A 21,800-nucleotide genomic window follows, 5' to 3' on the forward strand; every position below is an offset into this window, starting at 1 on the left:
TGAACCAGTCAAGCGGCTAAATCGTAGTTCGCGCGCGTTTGTATCCGTCGTGGCATGAAAGTTTCGATGATGCGCTCGCTGGGGGAGGGGCGCATCAGTTCCACCATCAAGTCGATAATGAGCTGAGACGTACGGAACTGACCATTGGTGCCGGACACGCTCAGCTTAGAGAGCATGTACTCGTACAAATCACCCATGAAGTCCTTGTTGCGCAGATCCAGTTTGTTGATCAGCGTCATCACAGACTTTAAGGTGTTTGGGTTTTCAATGCCGAAGTTGGCAGAGCGCATGTGCTGCGCCATCACACCTTTGCCAGTAGTGCCCTTTGTATCCGCACCTAGATTGCGGAGGAAGGGGAAGACCTCGTCCGCCATAAGATTCTTGACCTGGGTTGGGTCAGTGACGGCGAGGAGGTCCCGCCAGCGCAAGTGCTGCTGGTCCGGGCCAAAAATATCGCGGGACTCCGGTACTGTTACTCCCAGTGAGCGCTGCTGGTCAATGCTATTTTGCTGCTCATCCAAGAGGCGGAGAAAAAGTAAGTACGTGAACTGCTCAATCACGTTCATTGGATTAGTGATGCCGCCGGTCCAGAACACGTCCCAGATGCGGTCGACATCATTTTTCAAAGCACCAGTAATCATGGAGCCAAGTGTATCGGCAGGGGCGGACCCCGAAACTCATTGGCTATCGCGTGGCTCGACCAGGTGTGCGAGTGGGGTGGGGACACCGCGCTGTTGAGCTTCCCACAAGCTTCCCACTAACTTCCCAGAGTGTTATGTCGAGTGGGAAGTTAAGTGGGAAGTTAAAAACGCCTCGCCGGGCAGACAGCTAGCTCTTTCTCTCTGTGGTGTCTTCCTCGCCTGTGCCGTCGGAGGTGGACACTTCGGTTTCAGTGGTCTCAGCCATCTCGTTGGTCTGCTGGTACCACTCGGTCAGCTGCTCCATGCCGGTTTCCACACCGGCAACGGAGCCGACACCTTGGCCCTCGTCGGCACGCTCGACAGCGAGCTCGAAGTCATTGCCGTACTCTTCCAGGCCGCGGATGACGGCATCGCGGACAGCGGTCTTGGCGAAGGTAGTGCGGATAGCTTGCGGGTCAGTCGTGAGATCCTTAACGAAGGATACGAGCAACGCAATGATGATCAGCACGAATGGCATTGCCGTCAGAATGGTCAGTGACTGCAGGCCAGACAGTGCGTCTTCGCCGCCGGTGAGAAGCATGACCACGGCGATGCCCATCATGAGAACACCAAAGAAGACTACGACCAGCTTATTCGGTTCCGGATCGCCCTTGGAAGCCATCGTGCCCATCACCACAGATGCCGAGTCAGCAGAGGTAATGAAGAAGATAGCCAGAATCACAACCACCAGGGCAGAGACCACACCACTAAACGGCAGCTCGCCGATCAGGTTGTAAAGCACCTGCTGGGCAGAAGCCGAGCCGTCAAATCCGGGGACATTGTTGCGAGCGAAGTCCATAGCGGTGCCACCAAAGACAGCGAATGCGAGCATCAACACAAACGTCGGCACGATGATGGTGACCAAAATGAACTCACGAATCGTGCGGCCACGGGAAATGCGGGCAATGAACATACCTACAAAGGGAGCCCAGGCAATCCACCAGGCCCAGTAGAACACGGTCCACGCGGCTTGAAAGTCCAGTGTTTCTTGACCCCACGACAGCGAACGCGAAGACATATCCAGGAAGTTGTCCAGGTAGGTCAAAATGCTAGATGGCAGAAGGTTGATCAAAAACAGCGTTGGACCAGTGATGAAGACGAAGAAGATAGCCAAGAAGGTCAGCATGATGTTGGTATTCGACAAGAGTCGAATACCCTTCGACACACCAGAGACCGCCGAGATAATAAAGCCAACGCTCAGCACCAAAATAATCAGCAGCAGCACGGCCATTGACGGTGTGAAACCCGAAAGCGTTGAAATACCCTCGCCAATCTGCAGTGTGGCAATACCCAGCGAGGCGGCAGTACCAAACAGTGTAGCCACAATCGCCAGAATGTCGATAGTGCGACCGATGGGGCCATCAGTGCGTTTCAAAATTGGCGCGAATAGCGAGGAAATTAAGCTGGCGCGACCGCGTCGGTAGGTCGAATACGCTAAAGCGCCACCCACCAGCGCATACAGTGCCCACGGTGAGAATCCCCAGTGGAAATCGGCCTGGGCAACTGCTCGGTGCAGCGCCTCTTCAGTGTGGGGCTCAACCGTCAGCGGCGGAGGCGAGTGGTAGAACTCCAGCGGTTCAGAGGGGCCGAAGAAGAAGATACCGACACCGATACCGGCAGCGAACATCATTGCTACCCAGGAAAAACGGGAGTATTCAGGTTCCTCGTCGTCCTTGCCCAGCTTGATATTGCCATAGCGGGACATCGCCACACCCAGCATCACAATGATGCAGGCAACCAAAATGACGTTGAACAGCCAGCCGAAGTTTTCCAGGCCCCAGGACAGAGCGGCCGAAGAAACCGAGGAAACTGTTTCAGGGCTGGTGACACCCCAAATGACAAAGGCGATAATCAGCACCGCGTTGACGCCGAAAACCAGCCGGTCCAGACCGAATTTGTATTTCAGTTCTTCAACACTGAAACCCGGCACCAGACCTGGGTGCATATTCGCAGGATAGAGGCCGATGGCGCGCTTGGCACGCATACCGCGAGCTTTATCCAGGGTCTCATCAAGAGGGCTTAGATTTTTCTTTTGACGCTGTTTCTTTTCGCCGCTCACGTCGACTCTCCTTTGTTTACTTGTCTCCTTTAGTTAACTCCTTTTCCCGACCAGCTGTCGTATAAAAGTAAGCAGTGCGACGTTTAGGGGACTCGGTGAGTCCAGCCCTCCGTGCCGTATTTGGTGTCAATAAGGTGCTGCGCCGCAGCGAAGTCCTCGTCGGAAAGCGATGCCTCGGCGGCACCGTAGCGGTTGATGAATGTCTGCTTCATCGTGTCGATGACTTCCGCGCGGCTGGCACCGGTCTGGCGACGGAGCGGGTCGACGCGCTTCTTCGCACTACGTAGCCCCTTATCGGCAATCTTGGCCTTGCCAATGCGCAGGACTTCCATCATTTTGTCGGCATCGATGTCATAACTCATGGTGACGTGGTGGAGCACTGTCGAACCACGGCGCTTCTGTGCGGCACCACCAATCTTGCCGCCATCGGAGGTGATGTCATTGATGGGGACGTACCACGCATTGACGCCGAGCTGCGCGAGTGCAGCGATGACCCAGCGGTCGAGGAATTCATAGGATTCGACGTAGCTAAGACCAGCAACCAGCTTCTCTGGCACATAGAGCGAGTAGGTGACGCAGTTGCCGCCCTCCATGAACATCGCGCCACCGCCGGAGAGACGACGCACCACTTGCACATCGTGCTTCTCTACGCCCTCGGGCTCGAGTTCGTTGACATAAGACTGATATGAACCGATAACGGTGGCACGATCATCCCAATCCCAGAAACGCAGAGTCGGGCCACGCTGCCCGGAATTGACTTGATCAAGAAGGATTTCGTCGAGCGCAACATTCATCACCGTCGGCAGGACACCCGGCTGCAACACCTCCCACTCCAGATCTGTGAAGTCGACAGCCTGTGTCAGTGCGCGGCGAACGACTTGCGCAATGATGTGGGTATCAAAACCGTGCAGTCGCACCTCGCGGCCAGACTGATCCTCAAAATCCTTTAGCGCCGCATCGAGGCGAGCCTGTAGGCGTTCCGTATTGTCCCCGGCAGGCGCACCGAGGAGAGCGTCATTAATAATGTCGTAGGCTTCATCGGGTTCGAGGAAAAAATCGCCCGAAATGCTTATCGACGAAATCGTGTCACCTGTGGTCTCACAGTCGGCAACAACCAATTTGCCGCCGGGAACCTTCATTTCTGAGTGAAATTTCTGTGCGGGGGTCATGGGTTTCGATGGTACTCGCGCCGGGCGTTACGATGTCCTCCGTGTTTACCTCATCAACCTGCTGGTTCTCACCGCATTGGGGTGGTCGCTGGCGAGCCGTCGTAAAGCGAGCTTCGGCCTTGCCGGGCTGATCCTGATTCCGGCGATCGCGGCGTTCGGTACCGCCATTTGGAAGATGATGAGCGGTGAGCCGCCAGAGCCACTAACGCTGTCGGTGACGGCAATTATCGCGATGGTCATCAACCTGGTCTGCGCGATTTTGCTGATAAACCTGCGCAAAGCCGACAGTGCGCTCATGCGCGGCGCGTGGTTGGCGGCGCGTAACGACGTCCTGGCGAACCTGCTCATCCTCGCCGCCGGAGTGGTCACCATTTTCTGGTTCAGCGCATGGCCGGACATTGTCGTGGGACTTGTCATCGGCGTCATTAACCTCACGGCCGCAAAGGAGGTCTACGAGCAGGCGCGTGCCGAAGACCCCGAGCTGGAGATGGATGATGATGACGACGACTAGCGCTGGCTAGTCGTGTGCGTGGGCTGGGGAATAGCGAGGTCGGGGAGGGAAGGGAGGCTGGGGCCTACTTCCACATATCCTTCTGCCACTGCGGCTTATGGGAGTAGGTGAACTCGTAGTATTCCTTGTTCTTCAGCTCACTGGCTGCGGCCTGGTCAATGACAACCGTGGCCCGTGGGTGCAATTGCAATACAGACGCGGGCATCGAGGCGCTCAGCGGGCCCTCGATGGAGGCGGCAATAGCATGCGCCTTTGCGGTGCCGGTGGCCAGTAACAGGAGATGGCCCGCACGTGAAATAGTGCCAAGCCCCTGGGTGACCACGTGGTACGGCACGTCGTCCGCGGAGTCGAAGAACCGGGCGTTATCCAGCACGGTCTGCGGGTGCAGCGTCTTAATGCGGGTCAGAGAACTAAAAGAGCTGGAGGGCTCGTTAAACCCGACATGCCCATTGGTGCCGATGCCCAGCAACTGAATGTCAATGCCACCGGCCTCGATAATCTTGCGTTCGTAGTCCTCGCAGGCTGCGCCGATGTCGTCCGCGAGGCCATCGGGAATATGGACACGCGCCGGGTCAACATCCACGTGATCTGAAAACTCATTGTGAATCACGTGGTAGTAGCTCTGCTCATGCTCGATGGGCAGGCCCACATACTCGTCGAGTGCGAAGAAGCTGCAGTCCTTGAAGGTGACTTCACCAGCCCGATGGCGACGAATCAGTTCCCGATACGTCGCAAGCGGGGTCGATCCTGTTGCTACACCGAGGTTTCCACCTTTGTTGGCGTAGCACGCGAGGTAGTCCGAAGCGATGTTCGCGACTTCAGCCTCAGAATCGACGATGATGATTTCCATGGTGGAACACTCCAGAAAAAGCTAACGCGCGGCAGAAAATGAAAAACGCTCAGGGCAAGGCCGTAGGTGCCGTTGCCCTGAGTGTTTAGTCGTACTGAGTTACTTCACCCAGAAGTTACCGTTCTCATCCTTGTAGATGATGTCGCCGGCGTAAGCAACCTGGGTCTCGTTAACCTGAAGATCAACCAAATCCAGCGTTTCGACGATTGGCTCAATGTAGACACCACCGTTAAACCAAACCTTGAAAGCATCTGCCGAAGTTGAAGAACCGGAGAAACGGTGTGCCTCATACTTGTGCACCGGAGCAAAGGGGCAGCTGATCGCCTGTGCGATAGCAGGAGAGGCAGCAACAGCGCCAAACACAGTAGCGGCGCCAATGGTGACAGCGGCGACGGATCGGGTGAACTTCATGATTAATTCCTTCCCAAATTAGGGATTTAACGGTGCCATGGGGGAAGACATCATCATAAATATGAATGTCAAGAACAGGTCTGACATAAATATTACAGGGTGAAGACTATCAATAAACAATTGTCAGCGAATGGTGCTGGGAAGTTCATACCAGCAGCCGTTGGCCGAGAGTTCCGGGGCTACAACAGTGCTCGCTGTCAACTACCGCCACTCGGCACTTGCCGGGTCAATACCTTCCTTACGGGCCTGAGCTTCGATTAATTCCAGCAGGTAGCCAGCATTGCCGCGGTAATACCGGTCAAACCGGGAATCAGCGACGTACATGCGAGCCAGCAGAATCTGCTTTTCTCGACCGGCCTCGTAGAAGCGGGTAATAGAGGCCAAGTGACGGTCAACTAGCTCGGCCGCCTCTTCGGAACCTGGCTCCACGTGTCGCTCAGCAGCGTCGGCAAGCGCATCGGCAAAATCCTTAGCCTCTGCCTCAAGAGCGGCCCAGTCGCTGTCGTCCATCTTTTCCTGAGCCTGCTGGGATTGCTCCCACTCGGTGGTGTCGCCCCAGCGTTCCTCAGCTTCGGCTTCTAGATTCTGCCAATCGCGGCCCAAGAGCTCTGCCTTCGTCTTTGCTTCCATTGTGTGTCCTTCCTCAATCAGTTTGTCCAGAGACTGCACCATGTGGTGCAGGTCAGCGATCTTCTCGGTGAGAACAGTTCGCTGTGCGAGCAAACGATCTTTCCGACTTTTCGGGGAGGAATCGCCGTGGATGAACTCCTCGATAGTCTTCAACGGCACACCAGCGGCGCGATAGACCAGGATCTCCAGCGCGGTGTCGATGTCCTCATCGGTGTAGAGGCGGTAGTCGGACCACGTGCGATACTGCGGGCTGAGCAGCCCGATGGCATCCCAATGTCGCAGCGTGCGCGTGGTAACGCCCAGGAGCTCGGCTGCCTCGCCGATGGTGTACTCGTTGTCGTTGTTGCTCACGGGAATCATCTTTCTGTTTGACGTCGCGTCAAGGTCAAGACCCGACGCCGAAATCCGTCGAAGAAGTTAGTTGCGGCAGCCGTAGGTGTGCCGTTCCCGCGACTGTCAATCTGCGGGGCCCGACCGCAAGAGCCGAAGCCTGTTGATTGCCGCCACAACCTCCTGGAAACGAGGCTCCGCCAGATGACCAGAATTGGTAGACGCAGCTGCCGCGTCGAAGAGCGAATGACAAAAGTTGTAGTACTCACGCTGAATTAGCTCGGTGAGGTCAGTACGTCCATCGAGCTGCTTTACGACGGCGCCCAGAATCCGGGCAATGGCTTCTGTTTGGGAGGAATCCATCAATTGGCCGACAGCGCGCAGGTCAAGATTGTCCTTGCCCACCTGAATCAGTTCGAGGCAACGAGCACGCGGTGGCTTAGGCGGTTTCGCGCCGCTACCGCGCCCGCCGCGACTGCCACGACCACCGCGCCCACCGCGACCACCATCCCCGTGACCACCGCGACCACCATGTCCACCACGGCCCCCATCGGCAGGGAAGTCAGCCTGTAGAAAACGCTCACCGATCTGCGCAAAAGCAAGCGATGGCTCAGCCGGAGTAGCCGATTCGCACAGCTCACGGGCGCGCTCGGTGACGTCGTAAGGCGTGTACGCATCCATAGCGATGACAGTGTCCGCGACATCGATGAACGCACCAGAACCACCCGCGACGATGACCGTGGAGATCCCGTGGTTCTCCCAGAGCTCGCGGACCCGTGCGACCAGTGGAGTAATCGGCTCCCGGTCATCGGGGATGAGTCGGCGCATGCGCTCATCGCGAATCATGAAGTTGGTCGCGGAGGTGTCCTCATCGATGAGCAGCACTCGCGCACCGGAACCCAGCGCCTCCATCAGACCCGCAGCTTGGGAGGTCGACCCCGATGCGTTCGCCGTGGAAAACCGGGTCGTGTCATCACCGGAGGGAAGACCGTTGATAAACGGTGAGATATCCACACCAGTGATGGCCCGGCCGTCCTCGGCACGCAGCGCAACCGCAGTCTCATCGGCGACCACAAACTCGCGTCCATCGCCAGCGACATGGTTATAAACGCCCGTGACCAGGGAGGACAACAATGTGGACTTACCGTGATAACCGCCGCCGACAATCAACGTCACGCCTCGTGGAATGCCCATGCCGTGCACCGTTTTCCCCGAAGGTAGCTGAAAACTGTGCTGCAACGATTCCGGCGAGATAAACGCAGTCGCGCCGGGCTTCGGCAGCTGGCTATTGCCCGCCTGACGAGGCAACACGGACCCGTCTGCCACAAACCCAATCAGGTCCGCGTCCGCGACCGCACGGCGTAAAAAGCACTGGTCATACTCCAATTCCGCGGCTGCCTCGAGCGCATCGATGGGTGCGTTCACGATGGCGTCGTCAAGCGCGTCCAACAAATCCTCACAGATCAAGCGCGCTGCCTCACGCCCGAGGATGCGCCGGCCGCGGGCGGGCAGTTGGATTTCCAGGCTGATCTGGAGGGCATCGTCATGCTTATCGACGTCGTGCGCATCCGCACGGAGCTCAGCGACAGCTGCTCGGCGCAAGACCTGCTGACCTGGAGAATCAATGAATAGTCCGCGACCATACTTCTTCAAAGCGCGCACGAGGCGGCGGTTCAACAAATCGAGCTCCGCCGTGCTGAACCTACCGGGCTGTGACCGGGAGGCGCCGCGATAGTCCAGTACGGACAGCGGAATGTGGACGCGTGCCCGCGATGCCGGGGCGTAGGGGTCGGATTGAACCTTGTCGATAAATAGCGTCGCGTCCAGGTCTGGCAGCTCGTGGGAGCCACGAAGAGATTTGTATGCACCGTAGCTCTTGCCATCGAGGTTGGAGAGACGTCGATAAAGGTCAGCGGGCATATTTCTACTTTCGTTGAAGATGTTAGATGTTCTTCCCGCGAGTGTAATGGCAGAAGGGGCAAGCGCGTTTCGTGCTTCGACTGGCCTGAGCAGACAGTCGCGTGCGTCAGCGCCGTTGCTGCGGACAGGTAGCGTGAAAGGTATGACGGATAGCTCGGTAGCTGACAAACCTGTAGGGGACAACCCAGAGTCGGTGCAAAAACACGCCAGCACCAACGCCAAGCGCTATGTTTGGGCGCACGGCCTGCAGAATATTGGCGATCAAATCGTCGCGGCAAAGACGTTGTTGCCATGGTTGCTGCATTCGGCTGGCGCGCCGGGCTTCTTCATCGCCATGCTTGTGCCAGTGCGTGAGTCCGGCTCTATGCTGCCGCAGGCTGCGCTGACACCGTGGGTGAAATCTCGCCCGCGCCGCACGACCGTCTGGATTGCCGGGGCGTTGGGGCAAGCGGTCGCTGCAGCGCTGATTGGTCTGGCGGCGTTGTTCCTGGAAGGTACCGCGCTCGGTGTTGCTGTAATCCTCGCACTTGCAGGCTTTGCGACGGCCCGAGCACTGTGCTCGATGGCCTCCAAGGATGTTCAAGGACGCACGATTCCGAAGGGGCAGCGCGGGCAGATCAGCGGCCGAGCTGCGATGTTGGGCGGTGTCGCCGCAATTATTGTTGGTGCGGTGTTGTGGATCATCCGCGATAACGTCACCAAACCGATCGTGGCGGGGCTCATCTTTGCTGCAGCTCTGTCATGGGTGGCAGCGGTTTTGATTTTCCGCGGAATTGTCGAGCCCACCAATGAAGATGACAAGGAAGAGCCGAATAAAACCTGGTGGCAGGACACCTGGCGGCTATTTGCGGAGGATAAGAACTTCCGTGACTTCGTGATTGTCCGTAGCTTGTTGCTGGTCACAGCACTATCTACGTCGTTCATCGTGACCTTGAGTGCGCAGGTGGGTGCTGATCTGGAAGCTTCAGACGGTAGCGGCGGGGGAGTGAACGCAAACGTCGGCATCTTCATGCTCGCTGCGGGTTTCGCTTCTCTGATTGGTGGAAAAGTCGCCGGAATCTGGTCGGATAAATCCTCAAAGAAGGTCCTGACCTACTCTTCGCTCGTCGGCTCGATCGTGCTTTTCCTGCTGGTCGCAAGTGCGCACTGGCTTTCCACCAGCGCCAATGCCTGGATTTTCCCACTCGGTTTCTTCGCAATGTCCGTCGTTCACGCCGGTGTTCGTGTGGCTCGTTCGACCTATGTTGTTGACATGGCAGAAGGCGACAAGCGCACCGAGTACGTCGGAGCGGCCAACACCATCATGGGTGTTGCCCTGCTCATCGTCGGTGCGCTGTCGGGTGTTATCGCTAGCTTCGGCCCTGCGGCGGCTCTAATCTTCCTGGCGCTGATGGGACTGGTTGGTGTCGCTATGTCCAGCAGGCTGAAGGAAGTCTCGGCTCCGCGCAGGGCAGTTCTTTAGTTCGTTAGAACTCTACGACCATCTTGCCGGTGTTGCCTCCGCTAAACAGCTCGAGGAATGCAGCTGGCATGTTCTCGATACCGTGGCGAGTGGTGACATCGTAAGCGACCTTACCGCTGACGACCAGCGGAGCCATTCGCTCCTGGAATTCACCTGCCAGGTGCAGGTACTTGCCCAATACGAAGCCGCGCAACGTAATGCACTTGCCAATGGCCAGAGCTAGGTTGCGTGGTCCGGTCGGAGCTCCGGTGTTGTTGTACTGGGAGATTGCGCCACACATAGCGACACGGCCAAAGGTGCGCATCGCGCCGATGGCTGCCTCCAGGTGGTCTCCACCAACGTTGTCGAAGTAGAAGTCAATGCCCTCTGGTGCCGCCTTTGCTAGCTGCTCTGCAACCGGGCCGTCGTTGTAGTTAAAAGCGGCATCAAAGCCGAGTTCGAGCAGGCGCTTAACCTTCTCGTCCGAGCCGGCGGAGCCAATGACGCGGGAAGCGCCCATCTGCTTGGCGAACTGACCAGCAGCCGAGCCAACTGCGCCAGCAGCGCCAGAGATAAAGACGACGTCGCCTTCCTTCATCTCTCCGACGGCACTCAGACCAACGTAAGCAGTAAGGCCAGTAAGACCAAGGATGCCCAGGTAGGCAGCAGCTGGAGCAACGTTGAGGTCAACCGGAGTTGCTTCGGAATCGGCAATAACAGCGTTGGTCTGCCAGCCGTAAGAGTGGCGGACAGCGTCGCCAACCTGGAACTTATCCGACTTGGACGCAAGGACGGTGCCTACAGCACCGCCAGTCATTGGCTGGTCGAGCTGGAATGGTGGGATGTACGACTTGGTGTCGTTCATGCGGCCGCGCATATAGGGATCAACGGTAGCGACCGAGTTGGCTACCAAAATGTCGCCGTCGTTAAGCTCAGGCAAATCGACGGTCTCGAGGCGGAAATTCTCGTCAGTTGGCAGGCCGGACGGACGAGACGCTAAAACCCATTGCTGAGTGGTGGTGGGCAGTTCGGCTGTGGACGAAGCATTAACCGAAGTCACTATTATTCTCCTGTCGTGTATTCCTGGATTAATTGTCGGTTTAATTGTTGACTCGCAGGTTACGCCTCTTGTACCCAGGAATCGAGGCGCTCAATAAGAACGCTCAGGTCCGCTAGCAAAGGCATGTCGGGCAGTCGTTCGGCAATCACGTTGCGGACGCTTGTGTACCACCACAGTTGCTGGCTCGGAGTAGACCGAAAGCGGTCCCACAGAGCGTGACCATCGCGGTCTAAATCCTCCAGAGTCTGGCTGAGATTGTGGAACTTATCCGCAGCGGCCACGATGAGGGACTCCTCGCTGCCATGAGAAAGCTGCTCCAGGTAGGCATCGGCACGCTCCTGCCACGAGGGCAGGGAAGAGTCTTTGGTGACGCCCTCGACGATCTCAACCACGCGAGGCCCGAACTCATCTTCCATCTCGGCACGTGAGTAGTTTTCCGGCACGTCTTCCAAAATGTCGTGGAAGAGGGCTGCCAACAGCACGTCTTCGTCGTTAGTCACGCTCGCCGCAATCAACATCACTGACATCGGATGGCTGATATAGGGAAGGCCAGAGCCCTTTCGGTAGTGCCCATCGTGTGCGCGGGAAGCAGTTGCGATGCCGCGCATGAGCCTGTCGCTAGGGCGTGCCGAAGCAAAGGTGTCAGCGTTTTCCATGGGTATCCCGACCTTTCGTTGATGCTTGAAAAATAGCAGCGTCTAAGCTTGAACATCATGAACGTCGCAGAAGTAGATCCGCTCATCGAGTCGATGTACCGGTGGTCCGATGTCAGTGGTGTCCTGCTCATGGGCATCATCGGTGGCACCATCGCCCGGCAACGAGGCTACGACATCATCGGGTTCTTCTTTATTGCGCTGTTCTCCGCACTGGGCGGCGGCATGATTCGCGATGTTCTGATTAACCAGGGCACCGTCGCTGCAATGAGTCAGCCGGAGTATCTAATTCTGGCGTTCACTGGTGCGCTCATCGCGCGATTCTTCTATTTCAAAGGAAAGACCTGGGAATACGTTCAGGTCCACGGTGACGCTGTGGTCTCGGGGCTCTGGGCTGCCACAGGCACGGTCAAAGGTGTCACTTATGGCTTGCCTATTCTGCCGTGCATCATGATGGGCGTTTTCACTGCCACTGGTGGTTCCATGATCCGTGACATTGTGACCGGGCGGGTACCCGCTGTTTTCGGCGGCAACCAGCCCACGGTCATCCCCGCCGTGGCTTGTGCGGTCATTGTCATCGGAGGCCACCATTGGGGATTTATGGCCGTATCTATGGTCATTGGTCCTATCGTCAGCATCCTGCTTTCGCTGCTGGGGTACTGGGGTAATTGGCGAGTGTCGGCACACTCGGAGTGGGCGCCACTGAACGATACCGCGGCGCAGATTGCGGTCCTCGCACGTCGAGCAGAGGGCAAGAGTCGGGAGGTTGGTCGACGTTTCGAGCCCGCACGCCTCCGCAGCTGGCGTCACCGTCAGATGGAAAAGGCGCTGCAGCGTCGCATTCAGGCTGAGGTTGATAGGGGAGTGTCTCGTTCCGACGCTGAGGCCAGCGCGGAGGAATTCCTGGAGGAGTTCAATGCGGACTTTCCAGCGGATCTGCACATGCCGACGGCACAGCAGGAGACAGTGCAGGATGACAGCGACGAATCCGATTTCGGTGTGGACCTATCCGGTGATTCCTATGATGACTACGGAGAAGATACGGCACTGCGGCAGCGGGAATACCGGGAGATGTTGGATCAAATTCTTGCTGACGATGAGGCGACCGATTTACTCGTCGCAAAGCTGATGAAGAAATACGAGCAGCGGGATTAGAGGAGCGGTAGAGACATGGCATCGACGAGTACTGCAAGCAGGCATTTTGGGCACATTATTAAGGAACACACCGTTGAGGTGCCCTGGGATCCTTTTACCGAAGCTGCGAATGCCGCGACATTTGAGCTTTTCGCCAGGGAAATCTATGCGCCAGGAAATGAGGATGCGCCGGCAATTGTCTATTTGCAGGGCGGCCCGGGATTTCCGGCACCGCGTCCGGTAGGTGCCAGCGGAGTAATCGGTGAGGCGCTGAAGGAACTCCGCGTCATCCTGCTGGATCAACGTGGAACAGGACGCTCGCATCGAATTGATGCGGCCAATATTGCGGATATTCCGGCCGAGCGGCTTGCACAATTGCGTCAGGAATACATCGTCGAAGACGCGGAGGCATTGCGAAAGCATTTGGGCATTGCCAAATGGTCGCTGTATGGCCAGTCCTTTGGCGGGTTTTGTATTACTTCGTATCTCAGCCGCTATCCGGAATCCGTGGAGCACGCTTATCTCACAGGCGGTTTACCTGTTCTGGACCGTGGTGCTGACGACCTTTATCGCACGACGTATGCGAAGCTGCGCACCCGTCACGAGCGTTTTTATCGCGAGTATCCGTGGGCCGAAAACCGAATTCGAGAAATCTGCGCGCACCTCGAGCAATCTGCAGAAACTCTCCCCACCGGTGAGCGACTGAGTTCTCGCCGATTCCGCACCATCGGAATTGAATTAGGCCGCGGAGATGGATTCCACAATCTGGCGTATTTGTTGGAAGAGCCATTCCACATTCGCAATGGCGAAAAGCAATTGCGCACCGATTTTCTGGCCGATGTAGGATCCCGCGTGAGTTTCGCCGATGGCCCGTTATATGCCGCGATTCACGAATCCATTTATGGTGGCGTCGGGAACCAGCCCACAACTAATTGGGCAGCGTACCGTATTCGCGAGGAAATTCCAGGTTTTGAAGAAAAGGCCAATCCTGCAGGAGACGAGCCGTTTTATCTCACCGGTGAGCACGTTTTCCCCTGGCAATTCGACGAGGACCCCGCGCTCGTTCCTTTCAAGGAAAAGGCGGAAGCATTTGCGCAGCACACCTGGGAAAGCTCGCCGTATGATTCCGCACGCTTGCTTGCCGACGCCCCGACCTCGGCAGCCGCGGTTTATCTCGACGATATTTTCGTGCCGTTCGAGTACTCCATGGAGACAGCCAACTGCTACCGGGACCTGCGGCCACATGTGACCAATGCATTCCAGCATGACGGCATTCGCCACGGTGGTGCGGCAATCTTTGCCCGGCTCCGCGAGCTCGTCGAGGATCACTAGGATGCCAGTTTGCCGGTGGAGATTCTCTCCCCGTAGAACTTCAAACCTCCGCAGAACCTCATGTAGTCCAGCATTGCCTCTCGGTGCCGTCTATCCTGGTGAGCATGTCGACAGCAGAGTTCTGGGATGGGAAATTCACCGCAGATCGCGAGGCCGCAAATGACGGTTCGCCCTCTTTCTTTGGCGGCGAACCGAATCCGACAATCGCGCAGCATGTTGAGGTAATCCGGAAAGGTTTCTCCGACCCCTCACGTGCGCTCGACCTAGGCTGTGGCCGTGGCCGTCACACGGTGTGGTTAGCCAGCCAGGGCTGGGATGTCACCGGCATGGATTTCTCCAGCGTCGGGCTCGAACACACTGGAGCCGCGTTGGCAGCTGAAGGGCTCTCTGCGAACCTGGTCCAGCAAGACTTAACAGACTGGCAGCCGGAAGCAGGACGCTTTGAGCTGGTAGTCGCCGCATTTGTTCACCTGCCGCGCAGGGACAGGGAGAACCTCTGGCGAGCCGTCGCTGAGGCTCTCACTCCGGGTGGCTACTTTGTCTCAGTCTCACACCACCCGGACAACGAAGTCCACGGCCCGGGAGACCCCGAGCTGCTCTACAGCGCGGATGAGGTCACTGATTTCTTTGCGCACGAGCCGCAGAGTCTCGAAGCGGTGGTGGCGCAGCGTGACGTCGTCAAGCAAATCGATGGCAAGAACGTTGTCGACACCGTGGTGGTGCTGCGGAAGACCTGCGCGGAGAGCTAGAAGGAGCCTAGACCTCGGCGCGCGCAAGTCGAGCAAATGCGCCGTCTGCGTTGAGGAGGTTGTCATACGTGCCGCGTTCGATGAGCTGGCCGTTTTCGATGACCAGGATGTCATCGGCCTCGGCCAGTGTCTGAAGTCGGTGCGCAATAAAGATGCAGGTCGCTCCACATGCGCGGGCATTGTCTACGATACGAGCCTGCGTCAGTGGATCCTGGTGGCTGGTGGCTTCGTCGAAAATAACAATCTTTCCGGCGAGGTGTGCAGCGAGGTCATTGGGCTTAGTGCCGTCGGCTAGTACCGCGCGTAAGTAGGTGCGGGCCAGCGCCAGACGTTGACGCTGACCACCGCTGAGCCGCTGCGCGCGGCGGCCAATGGGCCTGTCCAGCGGCATCTCAGCAGGGTTGATGGCGGCGAGTTCGAGCGCCCAGTGCATCAGTGATTCGGGAACCTCGCAGCCATCAGGCGCGCCGAGACATAGATTCTCAGCGATGGTGGCCTCCATGAGAAAGGGATTCTGATCTGCGACAACAACCGTTCGGCAGACATTGGTTGAGCCGAGGTCACGGGCATTGTGGCCATTGATGATGACCTCGCCGACATCCGGATCGACATGCCGCTGGATTAGCCGGGAGAGTGTGGACTTGCCCGAACCAGTTGGGCCGACCACACCGATGAACTGGCCTGAGGCAATGCGCAGATTGATCTTGGTCAGTGCAGGGTTATCGGCGCCAGGGTAGCGGTAGCTGACATCGCTCAGTTCGAGGGCAGGGACTGAGTCGCCGGAGTTGGCCCTCGCGGTCTGCGCGTGGTGCAGGTCCAGCGACTCCGGCTGCTTCGGCTCTTCCACAGTCGGCGGCTGCGCGGCCAGCTCCCTGATCCGAGTGACTGCATTGAGTCCCGCTGGCAGAGAAGATGCCAGGCGCTCGATCGAATCCATCGATGCAGCTGTTCCCGCCACCAGGGACGTCGCCACCAAAACGGCAGGGAGCATTCGGTAATCGGCGGAAAGAGCCGGGATACCAGCACAAAAGACAGCGATGCTGCCGCCCCAAATCCGAAGCCCAGTCGCACCAGAGCGCAGTCCAGCCCGCTTGCCGCCTGCACGCATCTTCTGGGTGAGCTGCTCGTCGAGCTCGCGCAGTCCCCGCAGCCGCTGCTCGGCTGCGCCGTAGATGAGGATTTCCTCCCGAAGTCGCAGTGTATCGGCGATATACTGCGCAATCTCCGTGCGTGTGGAGTTCGTTGCGGAGGCCTCCGTCGTCGCCTTCTTAGAGCCTGCGAGCGCAATCACAAAGCCAACCGCGAAGGTCAGCACCAGGGCAATCGCAGGCAGTGCTCCGGCAGTCAATGCCGCTGTCACGATCGCCAGCAGAGGAATTAATACGGCCGTCACCGCGGGCGCAATTGTGTGCGCGAAGAAGACTTCCACACGGTCAACATCACGAATCGCAATCGTGTGGATCCGGGCGGTACCCAGCCCATCGGTTACCGCGGGCGCTTGCGGGATAAGACGCTCGACGATCCACAGTCGCAGCTCGCCGAGCAGCCGAAATGCCGCCAAATGTCCGAGGTACTGCTCGACATACCGCAGAATTGCTTTCAGCAGCGCTAGCCCCGCAACCACACCAATGACCGCCCACGTCCACTGCATGCCCATGTTTTGCGACGAGTCGGTTGCGTCCCACCTCGACAGCGCAATTGTGGCAATTGCCCAGGCAGGCACGGCCAGCATCAATGCGCCCAGAATGTGCCCAACCACGCGTGCGAGGATAGATGCGCTGAGCGCTCCGCGAGCCTGTGCGGAAAAGCGCAGCAACCAGATGATGTTGTTCATGTCAGCTCTCCTCTGTCAGCGCCCGTGCGTAATACTCATTGCTTGTGCTCAATTCGTCGGGTTTGCCCGTAGCCACAATCCGGCCTTCAGCGACGACAATGACCAGGTCAACGTCCGATAGTGCCTCCATTCGGTGAGCGACCATGATGCTTGTTCGGCCTTCAGCGAGGCGGGTCAAGGACTCCTTGATGAGACCTTCCGTCCGACGATCGATGTCCGCTGTCGGCTCGTCGAGAAGCACAATCGGAGCAGTACCGAGCAGACCACGCGCAATGGCTAGGCGGCGTCGTTGCCCGCCCGAGAGCCAATTGCCCTGATCGCCGACCTCCGAATCGAGACCACCAGGGCGCTGTTCGATTTCGGTGAGTAAGTGCACGTCGCGAAGTGCTTTTCGCATATCGACGGCCGTTGCGTCCGGGCATGCGATGCGAAGATTGTCCGCGACGGTGGTGCCGAAAATGGCTGGTTGCTGGGAGATGAGTAGCGAGTTGGCGAGCAACTCCGGGGTTGAAAGCGCGTGGCCGTCGAGGGAGACTTCCCCGGAATGCGGCTGCAGGCCTGCGAGTACACGCAGGAGTGTGCTTTTTCCGGAACCGCTGGGGCCAACGATGCCGACTCTGCTGCCGGCTGGAATTGTCAGGTTGATATCGGAGAGAATGCGCTTTTCGCCGATGTCAACGGTCACATCGCGGAGGGAAATCTCCGGTGCGTGCTGTAAGTGCGGTGCCTGCGGCGCGGAGGCATCGGTGGAATGCGCTGTCGCGGCTGTGGACGCTTCAGCTGGAGGTTCACCGAACATCTCCACAATTCCATTTCGATGGGTGCGTCCACCGAGTCCGATGTAGAAGGTTCGGCCGACACGATTAACGGGCTCGTAGAGCAGAACGGATAGAAAAACACCTGCGAGAGCCGTGCCGACACTGATTGCGCCGGCCTGTAAACGCAGCAGGACAAGGCCGATTGCTGTAGTCGACATTGCAATGCCAAAAACCGCATCGTTGACAATAATCATCAGCTGATTGCGGGCGAGCAGGGCAGTGAGCTCAGCCATTGCAGTGCGAGTTTGGCTGGCAAAACGTGCCATGACCCGGTCAATTGCTCCAAGAACTTTGAATGTGCCCAGCCCTTCGAGCATTTCCAAATACGCATGTGTGGCCTTCGCTTGCTTTCGGCGATACGTCGCATTGGATTTCCGCAGGATTTTTCCAGCACCAATAATGATCAACGGCGTGGAAATGAAAAATAGTGCCAGCCACAAGGCGGTCTTCGTATCCACCCACAAAGCCCAGACCACCAAAATGATCAGTGGAGCACTAAACGAGGCCAACGTGGGAGCGAGAAATGTCGCTCGGTAATTCGCGGTCTGTTCGACGCTTGTGGTCGCGGCATCGAAGAGTAGGCCTTCGCCAGTGTTGGCGGCGCTTCGGTCTGCGTGACCGGATTTCCCGCCACCGTGCCCTTTTCCATGCGAGCGCTTCGGGGCCTGTTCAGGAGCAGAAAACTCCGGCTTCAGCACACTGCCAACCACATGCCAGCGCCACAGCTTTTCCTGCTCACCAGCTAGCCGTGGTGGCAGGGCCTCGGTGACATAAGCACAGAGGCTTCCCAGAATGACCGCCACAATTGCAGCGGCCAAAGATTCATAAAGCCCCCAATCCCCAAACCAATTGCCGCCACTGGTGTCTGTGATACCGCCGTGCAAACTGCTGAGAGCATCGAGCGCGTGTCCAAGAGACACAGCACTGAGAGCGAAGAAAAAGCTACGCCCCCAGCTGGATAACAAAACCCAGTGCATTCCGCGGGGAGGCGAAGTCAGTGCTTCATGAATCCACATAGCGACGTGAAAACCTATTTTCTATTTAGCCAGCGCGTCAGCGATCTCACGCAGTCCATCGGGTATGTGCATACCGGCGGTGCCAGAGGTCGTCTTCGCATCGATCAGTTGCACTCGATCATTCTTGACCGCAGCGACGTCGGCAAGCGCCGGATTATCCAGCAACTCCTGGAATGGAGCCTTGCCCTGTCCGTGGAAATCCTGAATCAAAATGACATCCGGATTGAGCTGCACAATTGTCTCCGGATCAGCGGGAACGGCACCCGGGCGCTTGCCCTTTGGCGAAATCGGCTCGCCACCGGCCAGCTCAACGAGATTCGTCGTCGCCGACTGCATTCCCATAATCATCTTCTGACCACCGCGGGCAAACAGGACCAGCGTTTTTGGCTTAGTTGTGGAATCAATTCCCGAGAGAATCTCTTCGGTTTCCGATTCAATCTTGGCAACCATTTCGGCCGCCTTATCCTCGGCTCCGAGCAACTTGCCGAGCGTGGTCACCGATTCTGCCAGCGCCTTCGGCGAAGCGAATTCACTGCTGGAAAACGCAGCGGTCGGAACATCGCTGGCGCCCAGCAGCTTGCTTGCCGACTGCTCCTGATCATGGCGGCTAGTCATCAACACCATGTCTGGCTCATAGGACAGAATCTGCTCCGGATCCGGCTTCGTGGAGTTGGCAATTGCATTAGGCACCTTACGCGCCAGCTCAACCTGATTACCAGAGGTCTCATCGAGCGCGTTCTTCGTCACCGCGACGACACGCTCTGGCCCAACCAGTTCCAGCGCCAGATCCGCAACTTCGGTCGACAGTGCAACGATGCGCTTCGGCTGACTCTGCACCGTAACGTCATGGTCGCCGACTGTCACAGTCCGCGGCCACTGCGCCTGCTTGTTTGTCGCAGTTTCGCTTGACGACGGCTGCTGCGACGCCTCCTCCGAAGAGGAACAGGCGACCATCGCAGCGAGTGGAAGCGCTGCAATCAATGGCAGAGTGAAGGCCTTTTTAGAGTTTCGCTTCAAGGCAGAGATAGGAGAAGTTGGTGAAAACATGAAAGTACTTCCTTGCTTGTTGAGTTTTGATTGTTGGGAAAGTTTTCGGTTGCATTTTCGCTAGCTGGAATCAGTCAGCCCGAATCAGACACTCTGAATCAGTTAGCCGCAATCAGTCAGCCGGGCGAGCCCGAGCCAACGCCGTCACTCGCACCGAACCGGTATGTGGATCGGTATCGACAGCACTGGAGATGCGATAAATCGCATCTATTCGGGGAGGTGTTAGCACCGCTTCGGCGGAACCAGTGACTTCCAATCCGCCGTTGTGAATCACACTGAGCCGGTGACAGCTGCGGGCCGCGAGGTTGAGGTCATGAAGAACAACTCCGATACCGTGGCCTTCGTCGGCTAGCTCGCCGAGCAGCTCGAGGATTTCCAGCTGAAACCCGATGTCCAAGGCCGCAGTGGGTTCGTCGAAAAGCATGACCTTGGCCTGTTGTGCCAATAGCTTTGCGATGAACACCAATTGCCGCTGCCCGCCGGACAGAGCCGTGATAGGGCGGTCGGCGAGTGCGGTGACACCAACGCGGTCGAGCGCGTAGGCGACGATGTCGTGGTCCGTGGAGTTTAGTGAGCTGCGGAAACGGTCACGCCGACGGTGGTGCGCGTACCTGCCGAGTGCCACGACAGTTCGAACGTCAATAGCAGCATCGGCCGGTGTGTGCTGCGGCAGGTACGCCAATCGAGTGGCGCGTTCGTGGGCACGAAGCTTCGTCAGCGGCGCGCCGAGGAGCTCAACCTGCCCCGAACTCGGTGTCACAATGCCAGCCATAGCACGGAGCAAGGAGGATTTTCCGGTACCGTTGGAGCCGATGATGCCGTGGACTTCGCCGGGGCGAATAGCAAGGTTCACGCCACTTACGACGGTCCGATTGCGGTAACCGACACTGAGGTCGGTAGCCCGCAGCAGCGCGGTGCTGTCGGTGTCTGGCTTAGTGACGTGGTCGGTGAGGTTTTGTGTCTGCTGACTCATGGTTGGCGACCACCTTGCCGAAGAATCAACGCGAGTAGCGCAGGTGCGCCAAGGAACGCGGTGACTGTGCCAGTTTGCAGTGCAACTGGGGAAAAGAGACTGCGGGCGACGAGGTCGGCGAGAATGAGAAACACTGCGCCGAGGCACATAGAAATGGGCAGCAGGCTGCGGTGATCGGGGCCGATGGCAAGGCGAATCAGGTGCGGGACGACCAATCCAACAAAGGAAATAACGCCAGTGACAGCGACGCCCGCTGCCGTGACTAAAGCAGCCAGGGCGAGTAGCAGTTGCCGGATCCAGACTGTGCGCATACCAGTGGCAGCGGCCTGTTCTTCGCCGAGGAGGAGCAGGTTGAGTTCGGGAATGAGCATCATCAAGATGGCCGTGCCAAAAATAATAGGCCCGACTGCCAGCGCAATGTCTTGCCAATTGGCAGCAGTTAAATCGCCGTTGAGCCAGAACATGGCCTGTTGAGCGTCATCACTGTGTGGCGCGTTCGCGATGGTGGCGGAGATGACTGCGCCGAGGAACGCGTTGAGTGCAATACCGACGAGCAACAGGGTGGCTCCACTGCCGCCATTGAGACCGGCGACGATCTGGACAAATATGACAGCCAGCAACGCGCCTATGAATGCGCCAGCCGAAAGAACCCACGGTGCTTTCGCGGCCACGCCAGTGACGATGAGAATGACGGCTACCACTGCTGCACCGGAGGAGACACCGGTAACACCGGGTTCGGCCAGCGGATTGCGAAAAACTGCCTGCATGGTTGCACCTGCGACAGCGAGCGAGGCACCGACCAGTCCCGCAAGGAGGACACGGGGCAGCCGGATGCTCCAGACAAGTGATTGCGTGGCGGGGGATATCTCTGGCAGAAGGTGGTTGAGAGCCGGGAGGTCGTCGGAAAGCGTATTGATAAGCGGGGTGAGCAGCGCGACGATGCCGTTGCTGAAACCTGTTCCCGCGGGGCCGATGGAGATCGCCAAGAGGATTGTGGCGGGGACGGCCAGGAAAAACAGAAAGCCGAAGAGCCGGGCTCGAAGTTTTTGGTTTCGAGTACGCGGAAGAGAAGCTCTATCGACAATAGTTTTCACGTGGCTAATGATGGACAATGTGAAAATAATTGTCAATAAAGGCGTGTCAGCGGTCCTGTGGGATCTCCTAAGGACAGCAAAACCCCGCA

Annotated in this window: 19 protein-coding genes; 5 read left to right on the forward strand and 14 right to left on the reverse strand. The window is 57.9% G+C overall.

Annotated elements, in window-relative coordinates:
- Window positions 1-8 precede the first annotated feature (8 nt).
- The 3 genes from ADB02_RS00295 to ADB02_RS00305 form a co-directional block, all read right to left on the reverse strand.
- Entirely contained in the window at window positions 9-641 is a 633-nt protein-coding gene (locus tag ADB02_RS00295; protein ID WP_241482117.1) for a type I restriction-modification system subunit M N-terminal domain-containing protein, read from the reverse strand.
- Between the two features lie 187 nt (window positions 642-828).
- The gene (locus tag ADB02_RS00300; RefSeq protein ID WP_049189353.1) at window positions 829-2,664 is read right to left on the reverse strand and encodes a BCCT family transporter; all 1,836 of its coding nucleotides are present in this window, start codon (window positions 2,662-2,664) and stop codon (window positions 829-831) included.
- Between the two features lie 158 nt (window positions 2,665-2,822).
- Window positions 2,823-3,908: a lipoate--protein ligase family protein gene (locus tag ADB02_RS00305; protein WP_049189310.1), complete on the reverse strand. Its 1,086-nt coding sequence runs from the start codon at window positions 3,906-3,908 to the stop codon at window positions 2,823-2,825.
- Between ADB02_RS00305 and ADB02_RS00310 the strand changes: the two genes are divergently transcribed.
- Window positions 3,907-4,419, forward strand: a complete 513-nt coding sequence (locus ADB02_RS00310; RefSeq protein ID WP_080969532.1) for a cation transporter — start codon at window positions 3,907-3,909, stop codon at window positions 4,417-4,419. The genes ADB02_RS00305 and ADB02_RS00310 overlap by 2 nt on opposite strands.
- A 64-nt stretch (window positions 4,420-4,483) precedes the next feature.
- On the opposite strand, the gene nagB is transcribed toward ADB02_RS00310, so the two are convergent.
- The 4 genes from nagB to ADB02_RS00330 all read right to left on the reverse strand — a co-directional run bounded on the left by nagB (window position 4,484) and on the right by ADB02_RS00330 (window position 8,560).
- A complete protein-coding gene (nagB, locus tag ADB02_RS00315) occupies window positions 4,484-5,269 on the reverse strand; it encodes a glucosamine-6-phosphate deaminase (RefSeq protein WP_049189311.1) in 786 nt (261 codons plus the stop codon).
- 99 nt (window positions 5,270-5,368) lie between these two features.
- Window positions 5,369-5,680: a hypothetical protein gene (locus ADB02_RS00320; RefSeq protein WP_048734989.1), complete on the reverse strand. Its 312-nt coding sequence runs from the start codon at window positions 5,678-5,680 to the stop codon at window positions 5,369-5,371.
- Between the two features lie 201 nt (window positions 5,681-5,881).
- Window positions 5,882-6,670, reverse strand: coding sequence for a MerR family transcriptional regulator (locus ADB02_RS00325; RefSeq protein ID WP_049189312.1), 789 nt, complete (start codon window positions 6,668-6,670; stop codon window positions 5,882-5,884).
- Between the two features lie 96 nt (window positions 6,671-6,766).
- Entirely contained in the window at window positions 6,767-8,560 is a 1,794-nt protein-coding gene (locus ADB02_RS00330) for an ABC-ATPase domain-containing protein (RefSeq protein WP_049189313.1), read from the reverse strand.
- A 142-nt stretch (window positions 8,561-8,702) separates the two neighbouring features.
- Here ADB02_RS00330 and ADB02_RS00335 point away from each other — a divergent pair, with 142 nt between their 5' ends.
- Entirely contained in the window at window positions 8,703-10,022 is a 1,320-nt protein-coding gene (locus ADB02_RS00335) for an MFS transporter (protein ID WP_241482342.1), read from the forward strand.
- A 4-nt stretch (window positions 10,023-10,026) separates the two neighbouring features.
- Here ADB02_RS00335 and ADB02_RS00340 read toward each other — a convergent pair whose 3' ends face one another.
- Together ADB02_RS00340 and ADB02_RS00345 are read right to left on the reverse strand one after the other, a co-directional pair.
- Window positions 10,027-11,061 (reverse strand): NADP-dependent oxidoreductase, encoded by a 1,035-nt coding sequence (locus ADB02_RS00340; RefSeq protein WP_187400067.1) that lies wholly within the window; start codon window positions 11,059-11,061, stop codon window positions 10,027-10,029.
- A gap of 59 nt (window positions 11,062-11,120) precedes the next feature.
- On the reverse strand, window positions 11,121-11,717 hold the full coding sequence (locus ADB02_RS00345) for an HD domain-containing protein (RefSeq protein ID WP_049189314.1): 597 nt from the start codon (window positions 11,715-11,717) through the stop codon (window positions 11,121-11,123).
- A gap of 57 nt (window positions 11,718-11,774) precedes the next feature.
- Here ADB02_RS00345 and ADB02_RS00350 point away from each other — a divergent pair, with 57 nt between their 5' ends.
- The 3 genes from ADB02_RS00350 (at window position 11,775) to ADB02_RS00360 (ending at window position 14,929) form a co-directional block, all read left to right on the forward strand.
- Window positions 11,775-12,869, forward strand: a complete 1,095-nt coding sequence (locus tag ADB02_RS00350) for a trimeric intracellular cation channel family protein (protein WP_049189315.1) — start codon at window positions 11,775-11,777, stop codon at window positions 12,867-12,869.
- 15 nt (window positions 12,870-12,884) lie between these two features.
- Window positions 12,885-14,180: an alpha/beta fold hydrolase gene (locus tag ADB02_RS00355; RefSeq protein ID WP_049189316.1), complete on the forward strand. Its 1,296-nt coding sequence runs from the start codon at window positions 12,885-12,887 to the stop codon at window positions 14,178-14,180.
- A gap of 104 nt (window positions 14,181-14,284) precedes the next feature.
- Complete coding sequence (locus ADB02_RS00360; protein WP_049189317.1) at window positions 14,285-14,929, forward strand: class I SAM-dependent methyltransferase; 645 nt, start codon at window positions 14,285-14,287, stop codon at window positions 14,927-14,929.
- A gap of 7 nt (window positions 14,930-14,936) precedes the next feature.
- Here ADB02_RS00360 and ADB02_RS00365 read toward each other — a convergent pair whose 3' ends face one another.
- The 5 genes from ADB02_RS00365 to ADB02_RS00385 all read right to left on the reverse strand — a co-directional run bounded on the left by ADB02_RS00365 (window position 14,937) and on the right by ADB02_RS00385 (window position 21,711).
- Window positions 14,937-16,763: an amino acid ABC transporter ATP-binding/permease protein gene (locus ADB02_RS00365; RefSeq protein WP_049189318.1), complete on the reverse strand. Its 1,827-nt coding sequence runs from the start codon at window positions 16,761-16,763 to the stop codon at window positions 14,937-14,939.
- Window position 16,764: 1 nt separating this feature from the next.
- A complete protein-coding gene (locus ADB02_RS00370; RefSeq protein WP_241482344.1) occupies window positions 16,765-18,501 on the reverse strand; it encodes an ABC transporter ATP-binding protein in 1,737 nt (578 codons plus the stop codon).
- A 117-nt stretch (window positions 18,502-18,618) separates the two neighbouring features.
- A complete protein-coding gene (locus ADB02_RS00375; RefSeq protein WP_049189320.1) occupies window positions 18,619-19,644 on the reverse strand; it encodes an ABC transporter substrate-binding protein in 1,026 nt (341 codons plus the stop codon).
- Window positions 19,645-19,756: 112 nt separating this feature from the next.
- Window positions 19,757-20,617, reverse strand: a complete 861-nt coding sequence (locus ADB02_RS00380) for an ABC transporter ATP-binding protein (protein ID WP_049189321.1) — start codon at window positions 20,615-20,617, stop codon at window positions 19,757-19,759.
- The gene (locus tag ADB02_RS00385) at window positions 20,614-21,711 is read right to left on the reverse strand and encodes a FecCD family ABC transporter permease (protein WP_241482345.1); all 1,098 of its coding nucleotides are present in this window, start codon (window positions 21,709-21,711) and stop codon (window positions 20,614-20,616) included. Before ADB02_RS00385 ends, ADB02_RS00380 begins: the two co-directional genes overlap by 4 nt.
- Between the last annotated feature and the right edge of the window lie 89 nt (window positions 21,712-21,800).

Origin of the sequence: Corynebacterium sp. 212_CJEI (assembly GCF_001055915.1) — a bacterium.
Lineage (GTDB): Bacteria > Actinomycetota > Actinomycetes > Mycobacteriales > Mycobacteriaceae > Corynebacterium > Corynebacterium jeikeium_D.

Bases quoted from the DNA above. Each gene is read 5' to 3' on its own strand.
- ADB02_RS00295 (WP_241482117.1), bottom strand. From the start codon at position 641: ATGATTACTGGTGCTTTGAAAAATGATGTCGACCGCATCTGGGACGTG.
- ADB02_RS00300 (WP_049189353.1), bottom strand. From the start codon at position 2,664: ATGCGTGCCAAGCGCGCCATCGGCCTCTATCCTGCGAATATGCACCCA.
- ADB02_RS00310 (WP_080969532.1), top strand. From the start codon at position 3,907: ATGGGTTTCGATGGTACTCGCGCCGGGCGTTACGATGTCCTCCGTGTT.
- ADB02_RS00305 (WP_049189310.1), bottom strand. From the start codon at position 3,908: ATGACCCCCGCACAGAAATTTCACTCAGAAATGAAGGTTCCCGGCGGC.
- nagB (WP_049189311.1), bottom strand. From the start codon at position 5,269: ATGGAAATCATCATCGTCGATTCTGAGGCTGAAGTCGCGAACATCGCT.
- ADB02_RS00320 (WP_048734989.1), bottom strand. From the start codon at position 5,680: ATGAAGTTCACCCGATCCGTCGCCGCTGTCACCATTGGCGCCGCTACT.
- ADB02_RS00325 (WP_049189312.1), bottom strand. From the start codon at position 6,670: ATGATTCCCGTGAGCAACAACGACAACGAGTACACCATCGGCGAGGCA.
- ADB02_RS00330 (WP_049189313.1), bottom strand. From the start codon at position 8,560: ATGCCCGCTGACCTTTATCGACGTCTCTCCAACCTCGATGGCAAGAGC.
- ADB02_RS00335 (WP_241482342.1), top strand. From the start codon at position 8,703: ATGACGGATAGCTCGGTAGCTGACAAACCTGTAGGGGACAACCCAGAG.
- ADB02_RS00345 (WP_049189314.1), bottom strand. From the start codon at position 11,717: ATGGAAAACGCTGACACCTTTGCTTCGGCACGCCCTAGCGACAGGCTC.
- ADB02_RS00350 (WP_049189315.1), top strand. From the start codon at position 11,775: ATGAACGTCGCAGAAGTAGATCCGCTCATCGAGTCGATGTACCGGTGG.
- ADB02_RS00355 (WP_049189316.1), top strand. From the start codon at position 12,885: ATGGCATCGACGAGTACTGCAAGCAGGCATTTTGGGCACATTATTAAG.
- ADB02_RS00360 (WP_049189317.1), top strand. From the start codon at position 14,285: ATGTCGACAGCAGAGTTCTGGGATGGGAAATTCACCGCAGATCGCGAG.
- ADB02_RS00365 (WP_049189318.1), bottom strand. From the start codon at position 16,763: ATGAACAACATCATCTGGTTGCTGCGCTTTTCCGCACAGGCTCGCGGA.
- ADB02_RS00375 (WP_049189320.1), bottom strand. From the start codon at position 19,644: ATGTTTTCACCAACTTCTCCTATCTCTGCCTTGAAGCGAAACTCTAAA.
- ADB02_RS00380 (WP_049189321.1), bottom strand. From the start codon at position 20,617: ATGAGTCAGCAGACACAAAACCTCACCGACCACGTCACTAAGCCAGAC.